Origin of the sequence: Bradyrhizobium sp. AZCC 1578 (genome assembly GCF_036924675.1) — a bacterium.
GTDB lineage: Bacteria > Pseudomonadota > Alphaproteobacteria > Rhizobiales > Xanthobacteraceae > Bradyrhizobium.
Genome location: NZ_JAZHRZ010000001.1, coordinates 5,483,220 through 5,508,830 on the forward strand (window position 1 = coordinate 5,483,220; position 25,611 = coordinate 5,508,830).

The 25,611-nt window shown below is 61.9% G+C and carries 18 protein-coding genes and 4 pseudogenes; 7 read left to right on the forward strand and 15 right to left on the reverse strand.

The features are described from left to right. Positions 1–3,349: 3,349 nt before the first annotated feature. On the forward strand, positions 3,350–4,387 hold the full coding sequence (locus V1290_RS26330; protein WP_334367066.1) for an aldo/keto reductase: 1,038 nt from the start codon (positions 3,350–3,352) through the stop codon (positions 4,385–4,387). Next, positions 4,387–5,244: an amidohydrolase family protein gene (locus tag V1290_RS26335; RefSeq protein ID WP_334367067.1), complete on the forward strand. Its 858-nt coding sequence runs from the start codon at positions 4,387–4,389 to the stop codon at positions 5,242–5,244. Before V1290_RS26330 ends, V1290_RS26335 begins: the two co-directional genes overlap by 1 nt. An 8-nt stretch (positions 5,245–5,252) precedes the next feature. Here V1290_RS26335 and V1290_RS26340 read toward each other — a convergent pair whose 3' ends face one another. From V1290_RS26340 to V1290_RS26410, 15 genes and pseudogenes are all read right to left on the reverse strand, one after another. After that, the gene (locus V1290_RS26340; protein WP_334369173.1) at positions 5,253–6,113 is read right to left on the reverse strand and encodes a carbohydrate ABC transporter permease; all 861 of its coding nucleotides are present in this window, start codon (positions 6,111–6,113) and stop codon (positions 5,253–5,255) included. 96 nt (positions 6,114–6,209) lie between these two features. Beyond that, the gene (locus tag V1290_RS26345; RefSeq protein ID WP_334367068.1) at positions 6,210–7,337 is read right to left on the reverse strand and encodes a carbohydrate ABC transporter permease; all 1,128 of its coding nucleotides are present in this window, start codon (positions 7,335–7,337) and stop codon (positions 6,210–6,212) included. A gap of 106 nt (positions 7,338–7,443) precedes the next feature. After that, entirely contained in the window at positions 7,444–9,102 is a 1,659-nt protein-coding gene (locus V1290_RS26350) for a substrate-binding domain-containing protein (RefSeq protein ID WP_334367069.1), read from the reverse strand. Between the two features lie 211 nt (positions 9,103–9,313). Then, positions 9,314–9,763: pseudogene (locus tag V1290_RS26355) on the reverse strand (RbsD/FucU family protein); the annotation flags it as partial. 167 nt (positions 9,764–9,930) lie between these two features. Next, the gene (gene xylB, locus V1290_RS26360) at positions 9,931–11,406 is read right to left on the reverse strand and encodes a xylulokinase (protein ID WP_334367070.1); all 1,476 of its coding nucleotides are present in this window, start codon (positions 11,404–11,406) and stop codon (positions 9,931–9,933) included. A gap of 38 nt (positions 11,407–11,444) precedes the next feature. Beyond that, positions 11,445–12,530 (reverse strand): ABC transporter ATP-binding protein, encoded by a 1,086-nt coding sequence (locus V1290_RS26365; RefSeq protein WP_334367071.1) that lies wholly within the window; start codon positions 12,528–12,530, stop codon positions 11,445–11,447. Positions 12,531–12,535: 5 nt separating this feature from the next. Then, positions 12,536–14,137 (reverse strand): FGGY-family carbohydrate kinase, encoded by a 1,602-nt coding sequence (locus V1290_RS26370; RefSeq protein ID WP_334367072.1) that lies wholly within the window; start codon positions 14,135–14,137, stop codon positions 12,536–12,538. Continuing rightward, a complete protein-coding gene (locus V1290_RS26375; RefSeq protein WP_334367073.1) occupies positions 14,134–15,057 on the reverse strand; it encodes a sugar-binding transcriptional regulator in 924 nt (307 codons plus the stop codon). The genes V1290_RS26370 and V1290_RS26375 overlap by 4 nt, the downstream gene beginning before the upstream one ends. Positions 15,058–15,118: 61 nt before the next feature. Next, on the reverse strand, positions 15,119–16,012 hold the full coding sequence (locus V1290_RS26380; protein WP_334367074.1) for a sugar phosphate isomerase/epimerase family protein: 894 nt from the start codon (positions 16,010–16,012) through the stop codon (positions 15,119–15,121). Between the two features lie 15 nt (positions 16,013–16,027). Continuing rightward, on the reverse strand, positions 16,028–16,852 hold the full coding sequence (locus tag V1290_RS26385; RefSeq protein WP_334367075.1) for a carbohydrate ABC transporter permease: 825 nt from the start codon (positions 16,850–16,852) through the stop codon (positions 16,028–16,030). After that, positions 16,852–17,808 (reverse strand): carbohydrate ABC transporter permease, encoded by a 957-nt coding sequence (locus tag V1290_RS26390; protein WP_334367076.1) that lies wholly within the window; start codon positions 17,806–17,808, stop codon positions 16,852–16,854. The genes V1290_RS26385 and V1290_RS26390 overlap by 1 nt, the downstream gene beginning before the upstream one ends. A gap of 4 nt (positions 17,809–17,812) precedes the next feature. Beyond that, on the reverse strand, positions 17,813–18,364 hold the full coding sequence (locus V1290_RS26395) for an SIS domain-containing protein (protein WP_334367077.1): 552 nt from the start codon (positions 18,362–18,364) through the stop codon (positions 17,813–17,815). 89 nt (positions 18,365–18,453) lie between these two features. Next, positions 18,454–19,809: an ABC transporter substrate-binding protein gene (locus V1290_RS26400; RefSeq protein ID WP_334367078.1), complete on the reverse strand. Its 1,356-nt coding sequence runs from the start codon at positions 19,807–19,809 to the stop codon at positions 18,454–18,456. A gap of 55 nt (positions 19,810–19,864) precedes the next feature. Beyond that, complete coding sequence (locus V1290_RS26405; RefSeq protein WP_334369174.1) at positions 19,865–20,452, reverse strand: zinc-dependent alcohol dehydrogenase; 588 nt, start codon at positions 20,450–20,452, stop codon at positions 19,865–19,867. 84 nt (positions 20,453–20,536) lie between these two features. After that, positions 20,537–20,887 (reverse strand): annotated as a pseudogene (locus tag V1290_RS26410) (alcohol dehydrogenase catalytic domain-containing protein); the annotation flags it as partial. A gap of 177 nt (positions 20,888–21,064) precedes the next feature. Here V1290_RS26410 and V1290_RS26415 point away from each other — a divergent pair. The 5 genes and pseudogenes from V1290_RS26415 to V1290_RS26435 form a co-directional block, all read left to right on the forward strand. Continuing rightward, a pseudogene (locus V1290_RS26415) lies at positions 21,065–21,400 on the forward strand (IS5/IS1182 family transposase); the annotation flags it as partial. A 111-nt stretch (positions 21,401–21,511) separates the two neighbouring features. Further along, a complete protein-coding gene (locus tag V1290_RS26420) occupies positions 21,512–22,852 on the forward strand; it encodes an extracellular solute-binding protein (RefSeq protein ID WP_334367079.1) in 1,341 nt (446 codons plus the stop codon). 116 nt (positions 22,853–22,968) lie between these two features. Continuing rightward, a pseudogene (locus V1290_RS26425) lies at positions 22,969–23,920 on the forward strand (ABC transporter permease subunit). A gap of 4 nt (positions 23,921–23,924) precedes the next feature. Beyond that, positions 23,925–24,845, forward strand: coding sequence for an ABC transporter permease subunit (locus tag V1290_RS26430; protein WP_334367080.1), 921 nt, complete (start codon positions 23,925–23,927; stop codon positions 24,843–24,845). 9 nt (positions 24,846–24,854) lie between these two features. Then, complete coding sequence (locus V1290_RS26435; protein WP_334367081.1) at positions 24,855–25,607, forward strand: glycerophosphodiester phosphodiesterase family protein; 753 nt, start codon at positions 24,855–24,857, stop codon at positions 25,605–25,607. The last annotated feature ends 4 nt before the right edge of the window (positions 25,608–25,611 follow it).

Below are 25,611 nucleotides of genomic sequence, written 5' to 3' on the forward strand. Positions count from 1 at the left end.
CCGGGTGTGGCGAGCCTCCCCGCAGCCCAACGATTCTTGCGAAACCGGCGAAGGGAAGGGTCGCCTGTCGCGTTTTCGGATCGGGTTTTGTGCCTTTAGGATTTGAACCCACTCCGGCCCATTTTTGGCGGCGATGTATCGCGAGCGAACAGCGGCTTTTGGCGGACTATCAAGACGATGCTTCCCGAGTTAGGCTGCCTCCGTTACGAAAACAGGGCCCGCGCGATAGTGATATATCGCGATGTAGCGCTCCGCCGACTCGAACCCAGCTACGAGCGCGGGGCTCTATGGATCGTCCGGGCAATGATTCCAGTACGGAAGTAGGCGCGATTGTCCATGACCATAGGGGATCATTTGCTGGAGCTAGCTCAAACTTGCTCATGATGGATTGGACCGATTCATGAGCTGTCTAGAAACCAAATTCTCCAACGCGCCGAGGTTCAGAATGATCCTTGCGTATTTGAGTAACCGGTCGGACCACAGCCTGCTTATCACCGGAAACAAGACCCTGGATTGAACGCCGGTTCGCACCTCTCCCGAGCCAATCCTGTAACACACGATCTTGGGTAATCGCCAGAACCGGCAGAGCCATCTCGGCGGTTACTTTTGGAAGCGTTTTGGTGAGGAAGTGCGTCGCTCCCATGCGAGCCTTCATCGTGCCGTTCGCCGGATGGTAGCGGTCAACCCAGCGAGATCATTTTGGTCCATATGACCGAAACGACGCGCGCACCTCCGTCAACGTGAGGGGTTGATTGCGCGCTAACTTGGCTTTGGTTCGGGCTCCCGGTCGTACCTCCCTCAGCGCCCGATCAGAAATGGCGAGAGGGTGGCGCCCGGGCATCGGACGCCAGCCTTTATTGACGGAGCCATAATGAGACGCGGCGGTTTCGGCCGATGCGTGACCGAAGATCGCGGCAATCTCTCTGGGTGAGTAGCCGGCCCGTGCCAGGTTTGCGCGACATTGCGAGCGGGTTGTCTTTAGGGTGATGCGTGAAGCCCACGCTTCTCCGCGTCGCAACCTCCGGAGCGCGTCCCCGTATCGCCGCACCAGACGAGTTCGATCACCCCCGGCGGATTCTAGTTTCTGCGCCAAGCGAGTCAGCAATCGCCCCAAACCGTCCAAATCGAAATCGTCGAATTCGTCCAGCAACCCAATACTGCGGAACTCACCGATCCCCCTTTCGTTTGCCGCGGAATACTTTGCTGAGCGGATCGACAATATCCGGCCCTTGAGCCGGGCTCCGATGAGTTCGCAGGGGCGCGTTCCGACCTTGACTCCATATTCCAGAAGGCTGGCCAGGTCGTCGAAGGTTGGATGGCAGCGAGCCCCAGCCATGGTCACGAGCGTGCCCACGCTGGCAGGCCGCAGGTGCTGTCGTGTCCCGGCAGACGTTCGCCTCCGGGGGGCTTTCGAGCCTATTAGGGCGGCTCCCTCATAGGGCGTCATCCGCCGAACCAGTCGCTCAACCTGCTGCTCCGTCAAGTCGCCCGCCGCAAACCGGTCTCGCAATTGCTGGAGAACTGTCGCCCGGTACAGGTAGTAGGAATTAGGTTTCAAGGAGAGCGCTCGCTCTCGGAGATCATCGATGACATCGACGACGTTCGCCGATATTCCCAAACTGCCTGAAAGCGTCTTCATCCAGCCAGCATAGCGGATACGATAGGCTGCCTCGGTTTGGGACGACCGTACGCGAACTGTTCCACCGAGATCCGGCCGTTGAAGGCACTTCGGGAAGGTACCTGAGCTCCTGTTTGCCGTCATTTCGCTTACCTGGGCTACATTACAGCTGATTTCGCAATCATCCTGAGGGCCGGGTTGGAAAACGACAAGCGACTATTTTCCAAGCAGATGAGAATGTCGGATGCCGTCCCTGCCACGATCATGTTCGTTGTCGGTTAGCGGAGATCCTCGTCGGTCGGTTAGTCGCCAGCGATTGAATTTAGCGAGGTCATTCATCACCGCGCGAAAAGCATTGCGGATCGATTTCGACCGAGTGCCGTAGCTGGATCGGGAACGATCGGGAGGCGCAGAGGCGGCACCAAACCCTCCGCCGACGAAATCCGTTTTTCCGCTAGGTCAGGGGGCAGTGCAGGCGCTGCTCGACGCTGGACACTCCGGCGATCTCGATAGTCGTTTCGCACTTCGGACGTAATTCCGGATGGTGGCCCCGTCGCTGCCACCGCGGCCGGCCTTGATGGTGGTCCTCAAAGCCAATCCGTCCCGCCAACGTCGGGCGCGCTGCCCACAGTGCTTTCCTTTGCCCGTCGCCCTCAGGTCGATGGATAGCGCAGATCTGCGGCTCGCCGCCGCTACCGGAGCACGCCCGCCATCGCGTATCGCAGGATGCGCAAGGCGTAACATAGCGTGCGTTAGCGCCGCAGACTCCGATGGGAGAGCGACTTGCGCCTTCCGCTTGCTAAGATCTTTCGCTGCCCTTGCCACATGCGGCACACGCCTGATACACACCAATCTGTCGCAGCGATTGGTGCAGTATTTTCAACGGCTTGCCGGCGCGGCCGATCTGGCTGAGTACCCTCCCGCCCCAGCCAGCGCTTAAGCTGGTGCGCTCGCTGTGTAAGTAACTCTACTCCCGCCAAATTTTTTGGGCGCGTTTGGAGATCAAGCTTCTAATGCTCGGTCCAGAATCGAACCAGACGGCGTCGTGCATTACATCGACCATGGTGGCTTCTCTCCGTGGTTTCATCCCAACATGTACCGCTGAAGCTAAAGTCGGGCAGGTCTGTTACGCCCTCATCGTAGAATAGGGTATTACGGCGAACAAATCGGACAACCAGTCGAAATGATGCACTTATGCGCAATTGGCGCCGTCCAGCAATTCGCCCAGCGGATAGCCTCGGAGGTTCGAGTTGCACCCCCGACTTTGATTTCGCTTATACTTACGGAGCGTTTGCACTTCTGGCTCAAGTTGCTTGTCGAATTGATGCTGCTTCCACCTCGTGATCGGCCAGTTCAGCGTGGCTCGCGGGGCTGCGCGAGACCGAGCCAGCCCGGTCTCTGACTGAGTTGAACTAGCCTATCGCGTCAGTCGCTTCGTTTGATCGTCTCGACCGGCCTCTTCATCAACTCGATGAGACGCAGATAACCTTGATCAGCCAAACGTTTGGCGGCGGTCTGTGCATAACTGGGATTCAATTCGATTCCCAATCCCTCTAGCCTACTTTGGGCTTCGAAGTGACTTCCACTCAAGCCTTGTCGGTGGCAAAATCACTAGGCGGCCGGTGACTAAAGGCTTTGTGGATGTCCTGCGAGCGGAAGTAGTGGAGTGGCAGGCAAGAAGAACACGCGCACCAGCACAAATGGGCAGTGGCCAGAAAAGAGCTGGTCCATATGAAGCCGGTACTCACAGCACCCCGCCGTGCCCTTGGTCGGACGCGGGTCGAGGTCTCGGTGCTGGGCTTCGGGACCGCGCCGCTTGGTGATCTCTATGCGCGACTGGACGATAGTATGGCCATCGCCACGGTGGAACGCGCGTTCGAGTTGGGTATCAATCTCCTCGACACTTCACCGCTCTACGGGAATGGACTTGCCGAGCATCGCTGCGGCGCCGCGCTCAGGCGCGTATCGCGCCAGGACATCGTTGTTTGCACCAAGGTCGGTCGCTGGATGGATCCGTCTCGCGGGCGAGACGACGGTTCCGGCTTTGTGGGAGGGCTGCCGCACCGGGCCGTGGTCGATTATTCCTATGACGGCACTATGCGATCGGTCGAGCAGTCGCTGTTGCGGTTAGGGACTGACCGGCTGGACCTGTTGCTGATCCACGACGTTGACGTCTGGACTCACGGCATCGACGCCATTGAGCAGCGGTTTCGTGAAGCGATGACCGGCGCGTACGTGGCGCTGGATCGGCTTCGCGGAGAGGGCGTGGTCGCGGGCATCGGGATCGGCGTGAACGAGGCCGACATGTGCGTGCGTTTCGCGCAAGCCGGATCGTTCGACACCATGCTGCTCGCCGGGCGCTATTCGCTGCTGGAGCAGCCCGCGCTGAGGCAGTTCCTCCCGCTGGCGCAGCAACAGCGAATCGGTGTGTTACTTGGCGGCGTATTCAATTCAGGTATTCTGGCGACTGGCGCGGTGAGCGGTGCCAAATACAATTATAGGGATGCGCCGCCAGAGATCCTGGCAAAGGTGGCGCAGATCCAACGCGTCTGTGATGCGCACAGCGTGGCCCTGCCAACCGCAGCACTGCATTTTGCTCTGGGGCATCCGGCTGTGGCGAGCGTTGTGCTTGGGGGCCAGAGTCCACAGGAGGTCGAGTCCAACGTCGCGGCGCTGTCCAGCAACGTGCCGGCCGCGCTTTGGGACGATCTGAAGGCGGAACGTCTGCTGGACCCGGATACACCCGTTCCGTTGTCGGGAGCCGGCTGATGCGGATCGATGCGCATCACCATCTCTGGACGCTCGCTCGGGGCGATTATGGATGGCTGACGCCGGCGCTCGCGCCGATCTACCGTGACTTTTCCCTCTCGGAGCTGGCGCCGCACCTTGCCGCCGCGACGATCGACGGAACGATCCTGGTGCAGGCTGCACCAACCGAGGCGGAGACGATGTTTCTGCTCGATATCGCGGAGAAGACGCCGCTGGTGCGGGGCGTGGTTGGCTGGACTGATTTCGATGCAGCCGACGCCACGGCGCGCATCGATGCACTCGCCGGGCGCAAACTTCTGGTCGGGCTGCGGCCGATGGTGCAGGACCTTCCCGACGACGATTGGCTGCTCCGCCCGGCATTGGCGCCGCTATTGGCGGCAATGGCCCGAAACAGCCTGGTATTCGACGCGTTGGTGCTGCCGCGGCATTTGCCGCGCCTGCTGCGGCTCGTCGATGATCACCCCGATCTGCAATTCGTACTGGACCACTGCGCCAAGCCGCGGCTTGCAAACGGCGAGCTTGCGACATGGCAAGACGATATCGCGTCGATCGCCACACGTCCCAACATCGTTTGCAAGCTATCGGGATTGGCGACAGAGGCGTCGCCGGACTGGCAAATTGCGGATTTACGGAAAGCGGTGGATCACGTCCTTGCCTGCTTCGGGCCACATCGGCTGCTGTGGGGAAGTGACTGGCCAGTGGTCAATTTGGCGGGCGGCTATGAAAAATGGTTTGCCGCTGCCGAAATCCTGCTGGCCGGTGTGTCTCCGGATGAAAAGGCCGCTGTCTTCGGCGGCAACGCGGCGCGCATCTATCTCTCAAGCCGGGGACGGAATGTTGAACCCATGGTCATCTGACCGTGTGGCTATTTTCCCGCACCTGTCGTCAAACCACTGACGATGTAGCGTTCAAGAAAGATCCCGACGATGACGAGCGGGGCGATTGCCGCCGTCGACAGCGCCGCCATCGACCACCAGTTGATGCCTTGCGACCCAGTTTGGCTCGCCACCATGACTGGTAGGGTTTTAGCGTCCGTACTCGTCAGCAGCGCTGCGAAGAAGTACTCGTTCCAGCACAATATGAGCGAGAGGATGAACGCCGCTGCCATCCCGGGCACGGCGAGCGGCAATATGATGCGAAAGAACGCGCCCCAGGTTGAAAGCCCGTCCACGAAAGCCGCCTCATCGAGCTCGATCGGAATCGAATTGAACTGGTCGCGCATGATCCAGATCACGATCGGTAGCACCGTCAAGGTGTAGAGCAGGATCAGACCAAATCTGGTGTCGAGTAGAGACAACGCCTTGTATAGCACCAGGAACGGCAGCGCGAGGACGACCGGCGGCAGGATCAGCTGCGACATGAAGAAGAACAGGATGTCGTCGTTGCGCATCCATGCAAACTTATAGCGGAAGCGGCTCAAGCCATAAGCCGCGAGTGATCCGAGAATGAGGGCCAGGACCGACGCGCCGACCGACGTGATGATGCTGTTGGTGAATCGGCTCACGAACTCGCTCCGGGCGGTCGAGATTCCGAAAATCGTATCCGGCGACAGGCCGAGCGAGCGCCAGCCCTTCCAGTCCGGCTGAAAGTCCAGCCAGGGGATCAGGTGGCCTTGCGTCACGTCGATCGCCGATTTGAATGAGGTCGTGGCGGTCCAATAGATCGGAAACAGGCAGACGAACGACCAGAACAGTAATGCGCCATAGATCAACGCGCGCGATACGATCCGGTTGGTCCGCGCCGCCGCGCCGTGCTTTCGGCTGCGCTTCGATCCCGATGTCAAGATGGCCAATCCAGCAACTCCTTGGGAGCCATATCCGTTCTACGCGGCCTTCTGCGTCCAGCGCCTGGAGAGGCGCAGCAGCAGCGTGAGGAACAGGATGATCATGAGAAGATAGAACATCGCGAGCCCGGTGCCATATCCGACGTTCGACCGATCGCGATACACGCGATATATGAAGCTTGATACCGTATCGGTGGCGCCGCCGGGCCCTCCCGCGGTGACGTTGATCACGATGTCTGCGAGCTTCAATTTGAAGATCATCCGGATGATCAGGACGGTGATGCTCACTGGAAGCATGATCGGAAACGTGACGTGCCAGAACGACTGCCAGCTATTGGCGCCGTCGACCTTGGCGGCCTCAAGCACCTCCTTGGGCATCGCCTGCAGGCCTGCGAGCAGGATGATCATGATGAAGGGAATGGATACCCAGGCATCCATCACCTCGATGCTCAGCCACGCCGACCAAGGCGAGGCGAAGAATGCCGGATTGTCCCACCCCAGATAGCGCGCCAGGGTAGCCGCCGGACCGAACCGATACTCCATGAGCGACTTTCCGATCATCCAGCTCACGGCCACCGGACTGAGCATCATCGGTAGCAGGAACACCACGCGGAAGAATTTTCGAGCACGGATCTCGCCGCTCAGCAGGAGGGCTAGTCCAAAGGCAATCGCATATTCGGCCAGCACCGCGATCGTGTAGAAGATCATGTTGCCGAGCGCGTTCCAGTAATAGGTGTCGTGAAACAGTCCCACGAGATTGTTGAGGCCGCTAAAGCGCGGGCCTTCAAGTGAACTGAGATTCCAGTCCAGGGTGGCGATGTAGATTCCGAACAGCGTCGGAAAGATCACGACCGCGACGGTAAAGAAAACCGCAGGCAGCAGAAACAGCGCCCGCGCGCCGCGTTCGCCCCGGATGACCACGAGGCCGGTTCCGATCGCAACGGCCCAAAGCAGGTAGGCAACAAGGACGGGGCGCCAATCTGCGAAGCCGAGCGCCGTCGCACCGATCGCGTGCAGAAGCTGGACCATGAGTAAGAGCAGGAATCCCAGCGAGGCCAACACGACGATCACGCGTCCAGCGTTCCTTCGACCGGCAAGGATGTGCGGAGACGCCGGCTTGTGCCGATCGTCCACCTTGGATTCAGCTAACGGTGATGAAGTCTGCATCAGAGTAGCAACACATCGATTTCAACGTTGAACCGGTTGAAGGAAACCTTTCGGCTGGCGCTCGACGCGGCGCCAGCCGAAGTGTGAGGCGGAAGCCGGATAGAAGCTACACGCCGAGGGACGCCTTATAGAGTGCAATCTGCTTCTCGCGGCCGATCTGGTCGGTCAGCTTTTCCCAGGCGGCGGCGATGTTGTTCGCGCCGGTCTGCGCGTCAACCCTGCCGGCGAAGATCTTGGTCAGCTCGTCTTCCGCGATACTGTAATACTGGAAGATACCCGGGATGCGCGGTTCGACCGCGCGATTGGGATGGTTGTAGGAAGAAAGCTGCGAGTTCAGATAGGACGTGATGTACTTCCGGTCATAGCCCGCCGCCACCCACTCATCGAAGTTGAAGTGGCTGGTCCGGTGCGCCTGGAAGCCCGACGGATACATGACCATCCAGAGCGAAAGGTCCTTGCCGCCGAGATGCGCTGCGGCGCTCCAGGCCGCCCTGTGCTTGCGCTCGTCGCCGGCGACCCTGGCCATGACGTAGATGCCCCAGCCGAGATAGGCGCAGTTCGGCGCATGGTTGGGACCGCTTGCGAGCTTGTCCCACTTGCCTGTCTTGGAATTGTAAACGTCTTCCGATCCAGGCAGGATGTCGAAGCTGACGACATCGCCGACCACAGAGGTGTCGCTCGCCTTCGCCACCTGGCCAATGTCTCCCCACCAGGGGATCATCGAGCCGATGCCGGCCAGAAATTGCTGGAAGCCGGTGGTGTTGGGGTCCGCGTTGAGCTGATCAGCGGGTTCGGACGGCAACGCATCGATGACGTCCTGGATGGCGCGAATCCAGGCCGGATTGTTGATGCGCGGCTTCATCGTATCGACATCGAACAGCCAGGCCTTGTCATCCGGATGCTTGGCGTAGGCAGAGGCGCGGCTGGCAAGGAAATAGAAGCCGAATCCACCCCAGGGCTTGGGTGCGTCGAGATAGCCGAACGCGTTCTGCCCCATGATCTTCTTGCCTTTGAGGAATTTTGTGACCGCCTGGACCTGCTGCCAGGTCTTGGGCACGCCCCATTCGCCTTGATTGCCGGCGTCCTTCCAGGCCTTGGCGAGAGCGGGGTCGGAGAAATAGTCGGTTCTGTAGTTGAAGTTGTGGCAATCGCCGTCGATCGTGACGCGATAGGTCTTGCCGTTCCAGGTTCCGACCGGCGGCTTCAGATAGTCGACATAATCATCGATATCGATCTGCTTCTTGACCCAGTCCGGCATCTCCGACGCCAGCCCCTTGCCGCACACGTCTCCCTCGAACGGCGCGCCCATTTCGAGGATGTCGAAATCGACTGTGCCGGTCGCGATCGCTTGCTGCAGTCGCGGGTTGTAGTCGGCCTGAGCAAGGTCGATCCATGAAATCTTCGCGCCCGTATAGGCCTCCCATGGTTTCAGGAAGCCGCGGAACAGCAGGTTGTGCAGATTTTGGTTGTTCAGTCCCATGAAGGAGAGCTCGACGCCCTTGAATTCTCCTTCCTTGACACTGGCCTTGGTCGGGCCGAGGCAGAGTTCGCCCACCTTCTGCCAATCGGCGTCGGTTGGCGCGCCTTTTCCAACGCCCGGAATCTGTGAGATCTGGGACCGCAGATTGCTCTGCGCCAAGGCAAGCTCGGAGAATGAGCCGAGCGCGCCGGTCGTCCCCAAGGCAGCGGCGCTGGCTGCTCCCTTCAGGACGGTACGCCGGTTCGGTTTCAGTACGGAATGCTGATCGTGTCCTTGCGGTTTCATTGCGTAACCTCCCTGTTTTCTTATGGCGATGGCTTATGGCTGGGTCTGTAGCTCCCTGTGCACCGGTCGGCGACGCGACCTGCAGAAATCACTTTCGCGGCAGCGGCTGGCCGTGACGCTGAACGGCGTCGTTGCGGACTGATGTTTGACGGTGCAAAGGTTTCGTTTCTTCACGGCTTTTTCGCGGCTTTGTTTGCAGGGTGGGCTGGGTCGCGTCGGGAGCGATGACCCCCTTCTTGAAGACGAAGCAGCCGTAGAAACGGCGCTCGCCGGTCTGGATCACGCAATAAGCATTCTTCGCGCGTTCATAGAAGGCAAATCGCTCGACCGGCCCCATCGGCGAGGAGCGGCCCTCTGCGGCATCGATCTCCTTCTGCACCTCGCGCTGCACGGGAGGAATCTCGTCGGGCTGACCGACGATTTCCATCCGCAATGCGGGCTTTTCGACAAAGGAATCGAGCGGTAGGACTGAAAGAATGGCGCGTGTGGCGCGGCTCGCGCTGACGTTGTCAATGCGGAGCAGCCGGCCCAGCACGGTCTGACGGGCAACCGCATCGGCGGGAAAATTGGTGTCGCAGAGGACGAGATCATCGCCATGGCCCATGGCGCGCAATGCGTAGAGGACGTCTGCATTCAGGATTGGATCGATCGATTTCAGCATGCTGCGCCTCCGATGATTCCAATAGACTCTTTTGGGCGGCTGGCTCTCTCGCTCAACCACGCAGCCACATCCGCTTGTCGATAGGACACGGGTTGAACGAACGGGCACCCGCACTGACTGCGGCACTCAGCGATTTCATTCAGTGGATGGTCGCCCTTAAGCAAGGCTCATTCTCCCCGGTCGTTGTGGTACATCGCCCGCATCCGCGCCGCGCGCTCGCGGAGCAGGGGAGCGGCGGCGCGATCAGGCGAAAAGCTCGCACGGATCGCCGGCTTGACGCAGACCTCTTGCTGGTTGACGCCGGCCGCGATCATGCCCAGGCGTGCCGCGCCGAAGGCGGCACCGAGCTCGGCGCTGTTCGGCACATCGAGAGCGAGGCCGGTCGCATCCGCCAGCAACTGGGCCCAGTAGGAACTCCGCGAGCCGCCGCCGACCATCAGGCAGGAGGTCGGCGCGGCGCCGGCGTCGACGAGCACGTCAAGGCAGTCGCGTAGCGCAAACGCGACCCCTTCGAGGACGGCGTAGGCGAGCGCTTCGGGACCGTGATCGGCGCAGAGCCCGCCAAACGCGGCGGTCGCGTGCGGATCGTTGTGCGGCGTTCGCTCGCCGGTCAGGTAGGGTAGAAAGACCGGTGCGTGGGCGCGCCGCTCCGGTTCCGAAGCGAAGTGCGCTACGCGCGCGAGCAATCCCTGGATGTCGCCGCCGGCACCCATGATCCTGGCGATCCAGGACAGAGCCGACGCCGCCGAGAGGGCGACTGTCATGCCGTGCCAGCGACCGGGAAGCGCATGACAGAAGGCATGCAGCGTACGTTCCGGCAGGGCCACCGGATGATCGGTGACGGTGAAGATGACGCCGGAGGTTCCGAGCGAGAGGAAGCCGTCGCCGGCGCGCGCCGCGCCGATACCGACGGCGGAGCAGGCATTATCTCCGCCGCCGCCCGCGATGGGAATCTTGCGGCCCGCAAGTCCCCATTCGGCCGCAACCTGCGCCGAGAGACAGGCCGAGACCTGCGAGCCTTCGACGACGTGTGGCATCTGCGCTTCCGTCAGGCCGCAGGCGGCGAGCAGGGTGGCGTCCCATCGACGTTCGGCGACGTTAAGCCATAGCGTGCCGGCGCTATCTGACATCTCGGAAACATATTCGCCCGACATGCGGAAGCGCACATAGTCCTTCGGCAGGAGGATCACCGCCGTTTTCGCGAACACCTCCGGTTCGTGCTTCGCGACCCACAGCAGCTTCGGCGCAGTGAAGCCCGGCATCGTGGTGTTGCAGGCGCGCCTCGTGAAGTCCGGCACGCTGTCGAGCAATTCGCGGCATTCGGCGCCTGAGCGTCCGTCGTTCCAGAGAATGCAGGGCCGCAGCGCTTTGCCGGCCGCGTCGAGCAACGTCGCGCCGTGTTGCTGCCCGGAAAGGCCGATCGAGGCGAGTTCGTTCCATTCGCGCGGCACCGCTGCGGCCAAGGCGGAGATCGCGCCCTGAGTCGCGGTCCACCAGCTCTCCGGTTCCTGCTCTGACCATAATGGGCGCGGCCGGTCGACCTCGAGCGGTGCCGAGCTTTCGGCGATGAGATTCTGGCGCGAGCCGATGAGGACCGCCTTGACCGACGAGGTGCCGATGTCGATGCCGAGATGGCTGGTCACTTCAGTCCCCGCTCTTGTGCTTCCTCGTAGCGCAGCATTCAGATCGCAATCCCGTCGGCGTCGAATAGGTAGACCCGCCCCGAGGCAAGCCCGACCGGCAGCGCTGCTCCCCGAACAACTTCCGGCCGTCCGTTCGCGAGGATCGCAATCTGCGGCGCGCCGGTCGCAGTGGCATAGACCTGGGTGTGACCGCCGAGATTTTCGGAGAAGTCCGCGGTGAGGTTGAGAATGGGGTTGGGGCCGCCGATCGTGAGATTGTCGGGTCGCAGCCCCACCGTGACGGGCGCACTCGGCGACACCGGACGCCGTGGCGCGCGTTCGACGGTCAATGTTCCCCCGGCAAAGGCAGGATGCGAGAGCGTGATCGCGTTGTCCGCAACTGCGCCGATCCTGGCCTCAATGAAGTTCATCTTGGGCGAGCCGATGAAACCCGCGACGAAGCGGTTGGCCGGTTCATCATAGAGCGTGCTCGGCGAGCCGACCTGTTCGATTTGGCCGGCGCGCAGCACGACGATGCGGTCTGCGAGTGTCATCGCCTCGATCTGGTCGTGCGTCACATAGACCATGGTGACGCCGAGATTGCGGTGCAGCCGGGCGATCTCGACGCGCATCTGTGCTCGCAATTCGGCGTCGAGGTTGGAAAGCGGTTCGTCAAACAGGAATAGCTTCGGGTGGCGCACGATCGCCCGGCCGATCGCGACGCGTTGTCGTTGGCCGCCAGAGAGTTGGCGGGGCTTGCGCGACAGCAGCGGACCAATCTGAAGGATGTTCGCCGCTTCGTCCACGCGGCCGGTAATCTGGTCGGCGGGCATTTTTGCCATCTTGAGGCCGAAGGCGATGTTGTCGAACACGCTCATGTGCGGGTAGAGCGCGTAGGACTGGAACACCATCGATACTTCACGATCGGCCGGCGCAACGCTCGTGACGACCCGGCCATCGATCGAGACGTCGCCCGCGGAGATCTCCTCGAGGCCCGCGATCATGCGCAACAGCGTCGACTTCCCGCAGCCCGACGGGCCGACGAAGACGACGAACTCACCCTTCTCCGCTTCCAGGCTGACGCCGTGGATTACAGGGATCGAGCCGTAGCGTTTGACAACCTTGTCGAGCTTGAGAAAGGACATCGTGTTCAGAATACTCCTGTGGACGCGGAGGGGCGGCCAGCCAACCGTCGACCTTCGGCCTCGATTTCGTTGCGGACGGCGAATAGCTTCAGGTAGGTCGAATAGGCGACGTCGTTGGCCATCGCCCATGTTGGATCTGCCGTGTGGATGGTCTGCTCCGGCGCCATCGCGTCGAGCGCGGCGAACAGATCCGGATGCAGCCCGGCGGCGACGGCCGCGACCATTGCGGTACCGAGCAGCACCGGTTCGGGTGCATGGGAGATCACGAGGTCCGCGCCAAGCGCATCGCGATAGAGGCGCACCATCAGCGGATTCTTGGCGTGTCCGCCGGAGAGGCAAACACGATCGATCGCATAGCCGTGCGCGTTTAGATGCTCGCGAATGTGCCGGCTTTGCAGCGCGAGCGCGCGGGCCGTCGCGTAGTAGTGCTCAAGGAAGGAGCGCGGGCTCGTTTCCAGGCCGATGCCGCTGACCAGCGCACGCACCGTCCCATCGCCATAGGGCGCGCGATTGCCGAGCCAATCGGGTACGATATGCCGTCGGGCGGCGAAGGCGGGGCCTTCGAGATCGAGCAGCGCTAGGATGTCGCGGGCGGTCTCCGCATGCCGATCCGGCGAAGCCTTGCCTGGGCTCGCGGGATGTTGATCCAGCACGGTGTCAAGCGCAGCTCCCGAGATGGTCATTCCGGCCTCGTGCATCCAGTAGCCGGGAAATACCGCGTCCTTGAAAGGCCCCCAGATGCCGGAGACGTGCCGCTCATCCTCCGCCCAGCACATGTAACAGGTTGACGTGCCGCCGATCAGCGCCAAGGAGCGATTCATCTTGTCGCGAAATCCGCTGCTTGCGACGCCGAGAGCACCTGCTTCCGCGTCGATCAGGCCGATCGCGACGGGCGCGCCCGGCGCGATGCCGAGCGCCTGCGCCGCCTCTGAGGAAACCGTCCCTTGAACTTCGCCGACCCGGCCCGGTGGCTCGGCGAGATTGCCGCGCTGCAGAAGATCGGAGAGGCCAAGCGTTGTCAGCAGTTCGCGGCGCCACGGGCTGGGATCAGCGGGCAGGTAGGGAAACTTGCAGGCAAGCCCGCAGACGGAGTGACGATCGACGCCGGTTAGGCGACGGGCCACTTCATCCGAGAGGTCGCGTACAGCGGTGATGCGCGCCCAGGCCTCCGGCGTGTGTCGCTTCACCCACAGAATCTTGGGCAAATACATCTCCGGGGAGACCGTACCGCCGACATGGTCGAGATAGCGGTCGCCGGAAGCCCCGATCTCCGCGGCCTCGCGCTCGCCGCGATGATCCATCCAGCAGATGACGTCCGCGTCGCCTTCAAGCGGCCATCCGCCTTGCGCCTCGAAAAATGTGGAGGATGTCGCGTCGATAGCAATGCCTGCAATCGCGGCCGCCGCGCCGGGCGCGTCGCTGACGGCTGCACGAACCGCGGCACACACTGCCGCCCAGATTTCGTCCATTCGATAGACGGCATGGTTTTCCGCCGGGCGCAGCAGTTCGAACGGATGACTGCGTGCTGTCACCAGCCGGCCCGATGCGTCGAACAGGCCGGCGCGGGCCGACAGGGTGCCGACATCGATGGCCAGAAGCAGGCTCATTGCAGCAGCACCTCCGCCGCTGATTCGTCGGTGACGAGGCAGCGCACGTAGCGCGCGTTCAGAATGCCTCGGATCACCGGCGCCTTGGGTACTCCGCCCGAAGCCAGGATGGAGATCGGGTATGCTTTCAGTTCCTGTGGGCTCAGGGCCATGACGCGGGAGTTGAGAGGATGGTCGATCGGCCGGCCATATTCGTCTAGGAACGTTCCGAGCAGGTCACCGACAGCGCCGGCCTTCCGCAGCCCGTCCAGCGCTTCGCTCACGATATGGGTCGAGGCAAGCAGCGAGCGCGGTGTCAGGTCGCCACAGGACACAAGCGCAATCTGGCCTTCGCGCGCTCGGCGCATCACGTCCGCGAGACCGTAGTGAGTCAGGAGCATCGAACGGCTCTCGACCGACGGGCAATAAATCGGTGCGGCGACATAGTAGCATTCGACACCGATCAGGCGCGCAAACTCGGTCGCGACCTCGAAAGTATTAGTGCCGGCACCGCGTGTCAGGCCGCCCATCAGCGAAGTCACCCAACCCTGAGCGAACCGTCGCTGCTTGAGCGCGCGCGCAGCGGCGCTTAACGTGCGACCCCAGCCGACGCCGAGGCCAATGCCATCCTTCAGCAGGGGGTGAAGCATCGTGCTCGCGGCTTCCCCGACCACCTGCTGCAGTGCGTCGGGATCGGGGAAGGTCGGCACCACGGAAACATCGTCGAGCGCAAAGCGTGCCTTCAGCTTCTCTTCCAGCGCGACGCAATTGGCGAGTGGCAGCTTGATCTCGACGCTGACGAGCCCATCCTGCCGAGCCTGTCCGAGAATCTTGTTGACCCTGAGCCGCGTCAGCCCCAGCCGATCGGCGATCTCCTGCTGCGTCATCGCGCCGACATAATAGTACCAGCAGGCTCGAGCCTGGATTTGCGCTTCCGTCAAGTCCTCCGCGTTTATGCGCATTGTCGTCATGTCTCTATTGGGTGTGTCGCTCACGGTCCCCTCACGCATACGCCGGCTTCAGAAGCGCAACCGACCGCTTGACCGCCTCGAGCACGGAAGCGTCGTCGCGCTCGAAGGGATAGAAGACCTCGAGGAATACAGGAGTTTGGCCGAGTCCGTGCGCCCTTTGCAGCGCAGCCGTCGCAACGGGATCGAGCCGGCCGGGTTCGGTAAAATCCCAGTGCCGGTCATACTGGAAATCGGTTTGCTGCAGATGGATCACGCCGACATTGGCTCCGAGCGCCGCAAACCAGTCGGCCATGCCGGCCCGGTATCTTCCGTAGAGCGGCTCGAACGTCCCGTGGCCCCAATCCAGGCAGAATTTCCACGGCACCGCCGACGTCTTGAGGTCGGCGGCCATCGTGAGCGCCTGATCCACCGTCCAGGGCCATTCGCGCCGCATCGGCGTAGGCTCAACGTATAGTTCGACGAGCCCTTCGGCCTTTGCGGCGTCAGCCAATTTGTGCATGCGCGCGATCAGGTCTTCATAGTCTGCGGGGGGCAGGGTGTCGGCCTCGCGACCGTCGCGGCGCGAGGCAACCGCGCCGAGCGGCCCGCCGACGCGCGCGATGCCGGCGCTAGTCGCAAAACGATAGGCGCGCCGCAGCCAGACTTCTGCGGCATCGCGGACGCCAGGATCGGGATGCAACAGTTGGTTGAACGTGTAGTGAGCAAGGCCGATGAAAGCGCTATGCACGTTGATGCCAGTCGCGTCTGTGCATCGGCGGATGTCACGGGCAAGCGATAGCAGCAGATCGTCGGGCCAGGTCGGATCGACGAGATCGAATGACAGCTGAACGACATCGAGGCCGAGATCTTCGCGGACCAGCGGGGCCCAGAGCTCAGGCGTTACCCAGCGCTTGGCACAGAAAGAAAGATTCACGCCGAACGGCATGGCCTCGGATTCCCGTTATTTGGTCGCGCCCATGGTTAGTCCGCGTATCATGTGCCGGCTGACGAGCATTGCAAAGACCGTCACCGGCAGCACGATTACCGTGCCTGTCGCCATGATCTTTCCCCAGGGCAGCTCGTAGCCAGACATGAAGTTCGTGGCCACCACGGGAGCGGTCTTGAGTCCCTGGCTTGTGATCAGCACGAGCGCATAGAGCAATTCGTTCCAGGAGAAGATGAACGCGAAGATGGCGGAAACAGCGACGCCGGGTAGACCGAGGGGCAGGTAGATCCGCCAGAATATGTCGAACTGCGATGCGCCCTCCAGCCGCGCCGACTGCTCCAGATCCGGCGGAATGGAGCGGAATTGGTCGGTACAGATCCAGACGACGATAGGAAGGTTGAAGGTGAGATAAATCAGCACCAGCACCAGGTGCGTATTTAATAGGCCGACCTGCCTCGACAGCAGGTAAACCGGCAGTGCGAGCACGATCGGGCTGATCATGCGGTTCGAGATGAACCAGAACCAGAGATCCGCCTTGCCGCGAAACTCGAAACGCGCAAGGGCGTAGGCCGCGGGCGTGCCGAGAACGACGGACAACAGCGTGGTCGAGACCGCGACGATCAGCGAATTGAGGACTGCCGTGGTCACCTTCGTGTCGGCGAAGATGTCCATGTAATTCGAAAGTGTCGGACGGAAGAACCAGACAGGCGGCGAGGCGAGCAGCTCGGTCTGGTCCTTCAGACTGGATGTGATCATCCAGTAGAAGGGGAACAGTGCGAAGGCGAGAATGACGAGCAGGCCTACCGCGTGCAGCAGCGAGCGAATTCGCGTTGCGGCCATCATTCGATCTCCCGATAGAAGATGTGAATGTAGAGACGGCTGAGCACGATCGTGAGAATCAGCAGCAGAATCGCCTGTGCGGAGGCCAGCCCGAGGTCGAAGACCTTGAAGCCGACGCGCTGGACATAGATTGAGATGAGATCAGTCGCAGCGCCAGGTCCACCGCGCGTCATCACGAACACCGTATCGAACAGTTTCAACACGTCAGCGGAGCGCAGGATCAAGATTGCGGTAAGACCCGGCAGCATGTAAGGAAGCTGTACGTAGCGGAGCAGGGCCCAGGGGCTCTTCGTTTCAAGTCGAGCGGCTTCCTCGATCTCGACCGGCACCATCGACAGGCCCGCCAGGAAGATCAGTGCGACGAACGGCGTCCACTGCCAGATATCCATCAGGACGATTGCGACAAAGGCTCCCGTCGGATTGCCAAGCCAGTCGGACGAGGAGACGCCGAGCCAGCTCATGAACTGGTTGGCGACGCCGAAATCGCGATTGAAGACGAGGCGGCCAATCAACCCTACGACGGCATAGGTCGTTGCCAGCGGCACCACCAGCGAAACGCGGGTGATCGCGCGCAACAGTCCCCAGCCTGGTCGATGCAGCATCAGCGCGATCAAAATCCCGAGCGCGATCTGCACCGGCACCACGCTCAGATAGAACTTGCCGGTGAGCAGAAGGCTGTCCCAGAAGCCACTGTCGTGGAGTACGGCCAAATAATTGTCGAAACCGACGAAGGGGAAACCATCCTGCTGGTCGGCGCGTCGCGTGATGTTGTAGCGCCGGAATGACGTTGCGATCGCGAAGAGGGTCGGATAAATACCGATCGAGAACAGGACGATGACCGCCGGCGCGAGGAAGAAGAAAGGTGTCCAGCGGCTATAGCCGGGGTGATGGCGCCGCGCGCCGCGGGTGTCGGGCGACGCCAATTGCGTGGACAGATTTTGCGGTACCGACGTCAAGGCGTTATTCCAGATTCGTGTGGTTAGCGCGCATCGCCTCAGGGGTAACCCCGAGACGTTCCCGCAGCCGGAGGATCATGATCTCGAACAAGATGTACTGGGCACCTTCGAAAAGGGACCCCATCGGCAGCACCGAGCCTGACGGGCCAGTATCATCGGCCATGGTTTGCGCGGGGACCGGCAGCACGGCATCGGCAGCGCGCGCGCATTCACCGTTTGGCTGAGCGGTGATGACCAGGGTCCGGGCACCGTCGCGGCGCGCGCCGCTCATCAGGGCAACCACGGTTGAGAAATGGCCCGGTCCCGCCGAGGTGATCAGCAGGTCACCTGTCCCAAGGTGCGGCGTCGTCATATCGCCGACCATAGCCACCTGGCGACCAAGGTGGAACAGGCGCATGCAGAATCCCTTGATTTGCAGGCCCTCGCGGCCGACGCCGTAAAGCGCGATGCGTTTCGCACCGGCGATCTCATCGATGGCCCGGTCGACGGCGCTTTCATCGATGCGGTCGAACACGCATCCGAGTTCGTCGAGCGCGGCGCGATAGAGCGTCGTCATGACTTGGCCTCCGAGTAGGGGCATTCGTGTTGCGAATGCCTGGAGCAAGGACAGCGAACGCGTGCAAAACGCGTTCGCTGTCGGGCGGCTTACTGCCGCAGGGCTTTCTTGCCGTCGTAGTAACCTTCCTTCTTTAGGATATTTTCCATGCGCGCGCCGATTTGCTTGGCACCGTCTTCGGTCGAGACTTCGCCGAGCATCATCTTCGAGCCGACCTCAGCAACGATCTCGGAGATAGCGGCCCAGGCCGGAAAGCGCGGACGGAACTCCGGCACGCCCTTCTGCCAGGAGGCGACCATCGGCTCGACGAACTTGTACTTCGCCTTGATGTCAGGCTGTTCGTAGACCGAGCTGCGCCCGGAGACACCACCCGCCTCGACATAGGCGCGGGCGATATCCTCCGAGGTTGCCCATTGGATGAACAGCCAGGACGCTTTCTGCTGTTGCGGGCTGGCCTGCGACGCGACGGCGAGCGAGAAGCCACCGAGTGCGGGTAGACGGCCGGCCGGTCCGGCGGGTTCGGGTGCGACCGCGAGGCAATCGCCAAGCTTGGAGGTCTTCGGATCGGTCAGCGTGCCATAGAACGCCGACCATTCCGTGATCATTGCCACCTGGCCCTGAGCCAACGCGTTGACCGCCTCGACGTGGTCATAGGACACGACGCCCGGCGGCATGTACTTCATCAGGTCCTGGCGGAACTTCAAGCCAGTCTGGCTTTCCTTCGACATCAGGTTCGAATGAAACGTCTTGTCGAGTAGGGAGCCGCCAAAAGGCCAGAGCACGCGCATGAAGCTGTCGGCGGACTGCGTCTCGCCGCGTAACGACTGCAGGGCGAAGGCGTATTGTTTCTTCTCGGGGTTGGTCAGCTTCGGGGCGTAAGTGGTGTAGAGCTCTTCCCACGTCGCGGGCGGTTTGTCGAACCCGGCGTCCTTCAGCATGCATTTGTTGTAGAAGAGCAGGCCCGAGTAGTTGTCGAACGGCAGGCCATAGACCTTGCCGCCCCACGAGCCAAATGCATCGAGCAGCAGCGGGAAGAAGCCCTTGAGATTGAGGCCGGGGTCGGTGATTGACGCGTCGCTGGTGAACTTCTCGATCGGAACGATCCAGCCATTCTCTGCGAACTCGCCGATCCACACGAGATCGACCAGTGCCATGGTCAGATCGCCTTTCGAGCTGAAGTTGAGGACCTGCTTCTCGCGGCTGTTCTCATACGGAACGATCTCATAGTTGACCTTGATCCCGGTTTTTTTCTCGAACTCAGGCAGCAGCTTGATGATGGCGCGATAGCCGGGGCGATCGAGAAAGATGATGTTGATCTCGGTGCCCTTGTAAGGCGCGGCGGCCTTGCCGAGCGCCCATTCGGCCCGGGCGAGGGTGGGGTCGCCAACGGCGGCGCCTGCGGTGATGGCGAACGCACTAAGCGTCGCCAGAAGCCATTTCCTCATCGTGATCCTCCCTTTTTGTTATCTATCGTCAGCTACCTGTCATTCCGGCGTCGGGTCATGTCCTCTTCAAATCGACGAGTACCTTGACATAGCCCGGTGCGTTCTCGGCGAGCGCCGTGAGCACGCCGGGCGTTTCCTCCAGCCCGATGCGATGGGTGACGATCGAGCGTACGTCGACCTTCCCCGCTGCGAGGAACTCGATGGCGAGCGGATAGACATCTCCCATCCGCCGCGCGAACTTGATGTTCAGGCCGCGACGACGCGCGTCCGCGGCCGGCAAGGTGTAGATGTCGCCGTCCGGAATGCCGACGAGCACGATGCGCCCGCCGATGCGTGTGGCGGTCACGGCGTCGCGGAACCCGAACGGCGAATTCGTCGCCTCCAGCACTAGAGGACAGCCGCCTTTGGACCATTCGATGAGATCAGCGGCGGTTTCGCCAACCCGGTCCGCGCCGATTCTTTCGGCCATGGCACGGCGATGCGGCAGCGGATCGCAGGCGAGGACTTCTCCGGCGCCGATCGCCTTCAGCACCTGGATGATGAGCAGGCCAATCGGTCCGCAGCCTAGTACGGCCACGCGTTCCAGCATGCGCGGCTTGGCGAGTTTGACGGCGTGAATTGCCACCCCGAGCGGCTCCAGCATCACGGCGTCGAGCGCGTCGAAGCTCTCCGGCAGTGCAACGAGCTGCGACCTTGGCGCCCAGATGCGCTCCGTCATTGCGCCATCGAATGGGGGAGCGCCAATAAACTCAACATTAGGACACAGATTGTGGTGGCCTTCACGGCACCAGTCGCATTGACCGCACGCCTTGTTTGGATCGACCGCAACGAGCTGCCCGCGTGTGAGACCGAGCTGTTCCACGTCTTCACAAAGATAGCCGCCGAACTCATGCCCAGGGACAAAGGGCTCCTTGATAACGGTGGCGCCGATACCGCCGTCCTTGAAATAATGCAGATCGCTGCCGCAGACGCCGACCGAGGCGACGTCCATGAGGACTTCGCCCGCGCGTCCATCCCGCAAATTGAACTGCGCTACCCGCGCCTTGTTTGCGCCATCGACGAAAAGAGCTCGGCTCATCAACCTGCCACCCGCCTTGCACCGGGGTCTTTGCGCCAACGCTCTATCGTGGCACCGCAAGTCTATTACATTCGTATTTCTCTGGATGCAACATATGAAAAATCATAAAAACATTTGTAACGTGCAATGGTAGGAATAAAAACTCAAGTTTTTCAATTGGTTAGCTGCGCAAGCGGCGCTGCCGGATCTGATAAAGTTGACTGGGAGGCCATTGCCAGGACGCGCCGATCCGTCCGGGAGTATCTCGACACTCTGGATGAGACTGCCTGGGGCGCGGCGAGCGAAACGGTACGAAGTTCGTCTCGAAGTCGGATCCGGCCGCGCAATGGACCGGCGCTCGCAAAGGACACGCCTTCTTTGCGTACGCCAACAATTTACCTCATCGACCTGAAGGTTGCGATCATCGTCGACGTCGAGGCGACGCGAACGATTCGGCAGGCAGAGGTCGGCGCGGCACGCATAATGATTGAGCGTACTGAAGGACGCCTTGAACTCTGTCCCGAGCGCGCCGCTAGGCCGCACCAAATCGTCATTTCCGGCCCTTTCATCATGATGATACATATGTCATGATAGAAATACAAATGATCACGCCGCCAGTTGAGGTGCAGTGAAGGGAGAATCGCCATGACAAGGAAAACTGCATTCATCGCGGCGTTGCTCGGGATTTTGGTGCTATCGATGCCCGCGCAGGCGGCGCGCGTCGAGGTGCAATGGTGGCACGCCATGAGCGGCGTGCTGGGCGACCGGCTCAATGAGCTGGTCGAGAAGTTCAATGCATCGCAGGACAAATATACCGTCGTTGCGGTCGCCAAGGGCAATTACGACGAAGTGACCAACGGTGTGATCGCGGCGTATCGCGCCAAGCGGCCGCCCGAAATGGTGCAGATCGCCGAGCGCGGCTACATGACGATGCTGCTCTCCGGCGCGATCGTGCCGGTGCAGGACCTCCTGGAGCAGAAGGCCTACAAGATCGATTGGCCTGACTTCATCAAGCCGGTGGCGAGCTTCTGGAGCTACAAGGGCCGGATGTCGGCGATGCCGTTCAACTCCTCGACACCGATCTTCTGGTACAACAAGGAGCACTTCCGGAAGGCAGGCTTCGACAAGCCGGCCGACACCTGGCAGGAACTGGAGGCGCAGCTCTATGCCATCAAGGCCAAGGGCGTGAGCGAGTGCGGCTCGGTGCTGCCGGGCGACTTCTACTGGAGCCTGCTGGAGAACTACAGCGCCATCAACAACCAGCCCTACGGCACGCTCGCGAACGGCTTCGACGGGCTTGGCACCGAGTTCGTCTACAACAAGACCAAGGTGGTCTCGCAAGTCGCGCGCCTGAAGAAATGGCTCGACGATGGCGTGCTGCAGATCGCGGGTCAGGGCTTCAGCCCTGAGCAGTTGTTTACCTCCGGACGTTGTTCGACCTTCGTCAACTCGACCGCCTCGCACGGCAATATCGAGCGCAACGCCAAGATCGACTGGAGCGCCACCTTCCTGCCGCACGAGAACGACATCAATCCGCCGCTCAACAGCACCATTGGCGGCGGCGCCATATGGGTAATGAAAGGCCATACTCCCGAACGCTACGACGCCGTCGCGGCCTTCCTCGATTTCGTCGCCCAACCGGAGACGCAGGTATGGTGGCATGGCGTGACCGGTTACGTTCCGGCGACCAACAAGGCCTACGGGTTGGCGCGCGAGCGCGGCTACTACAAGGACCATCCGACCCGCGAAATCGCGGTGCTGCAGCTCTCTCGCGGCACGCCAAACGAAAATTCGCGCGGCTTCCGCTTTGGCAATTTCGTGCAGGCGATGCTGGCGCAACGCACTGAGGTGGAGGCGGTGTTCACCGGTCAGAAGCAGCCGCAGCAGGCGATGGATGACGCCGTCAAGCGCGGCAACGAGATCCTGCGGCAGTTCGAGAAGCTGAACGCCGGAAAGGATACCGAGGCGGACGGCAAGCCGAAATGAATGCAGGCTCGCCGATCGTCTTGTCCGAAGCGTCCGCGGCGCAGGTGGCGCAGCCTTCCGGTCTGACCAGAACGCAGCATGCGCCGCCCGGCGGCGCCGTCGTCGGGCGTGGCGCGATGACGCCCCGGCCCAGCAAGGCGCGGACGATCAAGCGCGACCGTCCCGATCGCGAGCCGGGACTGAAGCGGGCGAATTTCGGCCACGGGCCCGGCTTGCCGACACTGTTGCTGTTGCCGCAATTCCTGATCCTGGTGTTCTTCTTCTTCATCCCGTCGCTGCGCGCGCTGATGCAGTCCGTGCTGCTGAGCGATCCGTTCGGCAACAACGTCCAGTTTGTGTGGTTCGACAATTTCAAGGCGCTGTTCGCAAACGGCGAATACCGCCAGTCGATCGTCACCACGATCTGGTTCACGGTGGCGCAGAACGTGATTACGCTTGCCGTCGCCGTTGTGCTGGCATTCGCCACCGACCGCGTGGTGCGCGCACGTTCCGTCTACCGGACCATCATCCTGCTGCCCTATGCGATCGCGCCCGCGATCGCCGGCATTCTGTGGGCGTTCCTGTTCAATCCCGTCGTTGGCCCACTCGCACACATGTTGCACGCGCTCGGGATTGGCTGGGACCCTAACCGCAATCCGAACGACGCGCTGTGGCTTGTGATCATGGCGGCGTCATGGAAACACATTTGCTACAATTACATCTTCCTGGCTGTCGGCCTGTTGGCGGTGCCGGCCATCGCTGATGGAAGCGGCCGCCGTCGACGGCGCCGGGCCGATACGGCGCTTCTTCCTGATTGCGCTGCCCATGCTCGGGCCGACCGTCTTCTTCCTCGCCGTGATGAACTTCATCTACGGCTTCTTCGAAACCTTCGCTATCATCGATGCCGTCACCCATGGCGGGCCGGCCGGCGCGACAAACATCCTGGTCTACAAGGTCTATGTCGACGGCTTCGTCAATCTCGACCTCGGCTCCTCGGCGGCGCAGTCGGTTCTGCTGATGACGTTCGCGCTGATCTGCACGCTGCTGCAATTCCGCTATTTCGACCACAAGGTCAATTACGGGGTCTGACCGCATGGTGGAACGCGCACCCATCCTCGACACGATCTGCCACGCGATCCTGATCGCCGGCGCGCTGCTGGTGTGCGTGCCGCTCTACTTTGCGTTCGTCGCGGGATCGTTGACGATCGCCGAGGTGCAAAAGGTGCCGCTGCCGTGGCTGCCGGGCGACCAGTTCGTCGCCAATCTGCAGGCGGCCTGGATCAAGGCCGATTTTGGCCGAACGTTCCTCAATTCCATTGTGGTGGCGGTTGGCATCGCCACCGGCAAGATCGCGGTGTCGTTGCTCTCTGCCTTCGCCATCACCTATTTCCGCTTCCGTTATCGGATGCTGGCGTTCTGGCTGATCTTCATGTCGCTGATGCTGCCGATCGAGGTACGGATCGTGCCGACGTTCGAGGCGGTGGCGAATGCCGCGCTGCCGCTGCAATGGCTCGCCGACATGCTGCATGTCGGCGATCTCTGGAAATGGATCAGCGGCCATGATGTTGCGATCGCGCTCGAATGGAACATGGTCAATACCTATCCGGGGCTGATCCTGCCGCTGATCGCTTCCGCCACCGCAACCTTCCTGTTCCGGCAGTTCTTTCTCACAGTGCCAGACGAACTGTGCGAGGCGGCGCGGCTCGACGGCGCGTCGCCGCTGCGCTTCTTCTGGAGCATCCTGCTGCCGCTGTCGGTCTCGAACATAGTCGCGCTCGCGATCATCCTGTTCCTGTTCGGCTGGAATCAGTATCTGTGGCCATTGCTGTTCACCACCGACAAGGACATGGCGACCGCCGTGATCGCGCTGAAGAATCTGATCCCGCGCTCCGACAACGAGCCGGCCTGGAACATCGCCATGAGCGGCGCGCTGCTCACGATGCTGCCGCCGACGCTGGTTATATTGCTGTTGCAGCGCTGGTTCCTCAAAGGGCTCATCGACAGCAGCAAATAGGGACGAAGCATGGTTTTCATCGCCGGACACCGCGGCGCTCGCGACCTTTGGCCGGAGAACAGCCTGCTCGGCTTCCGCAATCTATGCGGACTTGGCGTCGAAGCGGTCGAGTTCGACATCCACCAGAGCGTCGACGGCGGACTCGTCGTCATTCACGATCCGCTGCTCGATCGCACCACGCATGACGCCGGGCCGGTCGGCGTCCGCACGCTGAAGCAACTCACCGCCACGCGCCTGCGCGAGGCCGGCGAGGAATGCATTCCGACGCTTGATGCCGTGCTCGACCTGTTCAGCGATTCACCGCTCGAACTTCACATCGAGATCAAGACCGATGCCCTCGGCAATCCATATCCGGGCATCGAAGGACGCCTGGTCGAGGCGGTGAAGCGGCGACGGCTGGAGCGACGCGCGGTGCTCACCTGCTTCGTCCCCGGCGCGATCGAGACGGTACGGCGATTGTGTCCGCAGGCGCGGGTGCTGGTCTCGCTGGATCGCCGGTCGGCGGAGATGATGGGCGGCATCTCGCCGGCGCTCGACCGCCTCGCCGCCATCCCGGACTGCATCGTGGCGGTCGAGAAGTCGCTGCTGTCCCTGACACTTCCGCTGGCGCTCAAGGTCCTCGGCCGCGAACGGCTCGGCGCCTGGGTCACGAACGAGCCGCGGGAGGTCGCCCACTGGCTGGCACAGCCGGTGCGGCAGATCACCACGGACCGGCCGGATCTTGCCGTGAATATCCGGCGCGGAATGCCCGCGCCATCATGAGCGG

Excerpts from the sequence above, each read along its gene's own strand:
- V1290_RS26350 (WP_334367069.1), bottom strand. The coding sequence starts at position 9,102 with ATGAAACCGCAAGGACACGATCAGCATTCCGTACTGAAACCGAACCGG.
- V1290_RS26380 (WP_334367074.1), bottom strand. The coding sequence starts at position 16,012 with ATGCCGTTCGGCGTGAATCTTTCTTTCTGTGCCAAGCGCTGGGTAACG.
- V1290_RS26405 (WP_334369174.1), bottom strand. The coding sequence starts at position 20,452 with ATGCTGGAGCCGCTCGGGGTGGCAATTCACGCCGTCAAACTCGCCAAG.
- V1290_RS26365 (WP_334367071.1), bottom strand. The coding sequence starts at position 12,530 with ATGTCCTTTCTCAAGCTCGACAAGGTTGTCAAACGCTACGGCTCGATC.
- V1290_RS26435 (WP_334367081.1), top strand. The coding sequence starts at position 24,855 with ATGGTTTTCATCGCCGGACACCGCGGCGCTCGCGACCTTTGGCCGGAG.
- V1290_RS26395 (WP_334367077.1), bottom strand. The coding sequence starts at position 18,364 with ATGACGACGCTCTATCGCGCCGCGCTCGACGAACTCGGATGCGTGTTC.
- V1290_RS26400 (WP_334367078.1), bottom strand. The coding sequence starts at position 19,809 with ATGAGGAAATGGCTTCTGGCGACGCTTAGTGCGTTCGCCATCACCGCA.
- V1290_RS26385 (WP_334367075.1), bottom strand. The coding sequence starts at position 16,852 with ATGGCCGCAACGCGAATTCGCTCGCTGCTGCACGCGGTAGGCCTGCTC.
- V1290_RS26330 (WP_334367066.1), top strand. The coding sequence starts at position 3,350 with ATGAAGCCGGTACTCACAGCACCCCGCCGTGCCCTTGGTCGGACGCGG.
- V1290_RS26370 (WP_334367072.1), bottom strand. The coding sequence starts at position 14,137 with ATGAGCCTGCTTCTGGCCATCGATGTCGGCACCCTGTCGGCCCGCGCC.
- V1290_RS26345 (WP_334367068.1), bottom strand. The coding sequence starts at position 7,337 with ATGCAGACTTCATCACCGTTAGCTGAATCCAAGGTGGACGATCGGCAC.
- V1290_RS26335 (WP_334367067.1), top strand. The coding sequence starts at position 4,387 with ATGCGGATCGATGCGCATCACCATCTCTGGACGCTCGCTCGGGGCGAT.
- V1290_RS26430 (WP_334367080.1), top strand. The coding sequence starts at position 23,925 with ATGGTGGAACGCGCACCCATCCTCGACACGATCTGCCACGCGATCCTG.
- V1290_RS26420 (WP_334367079.1), top strand. The coding sequence starts at position 21,512 with ATGACAAGGAAAACTGCATTCATCGCGGCGTTGCTCGGGATTTTGGTG.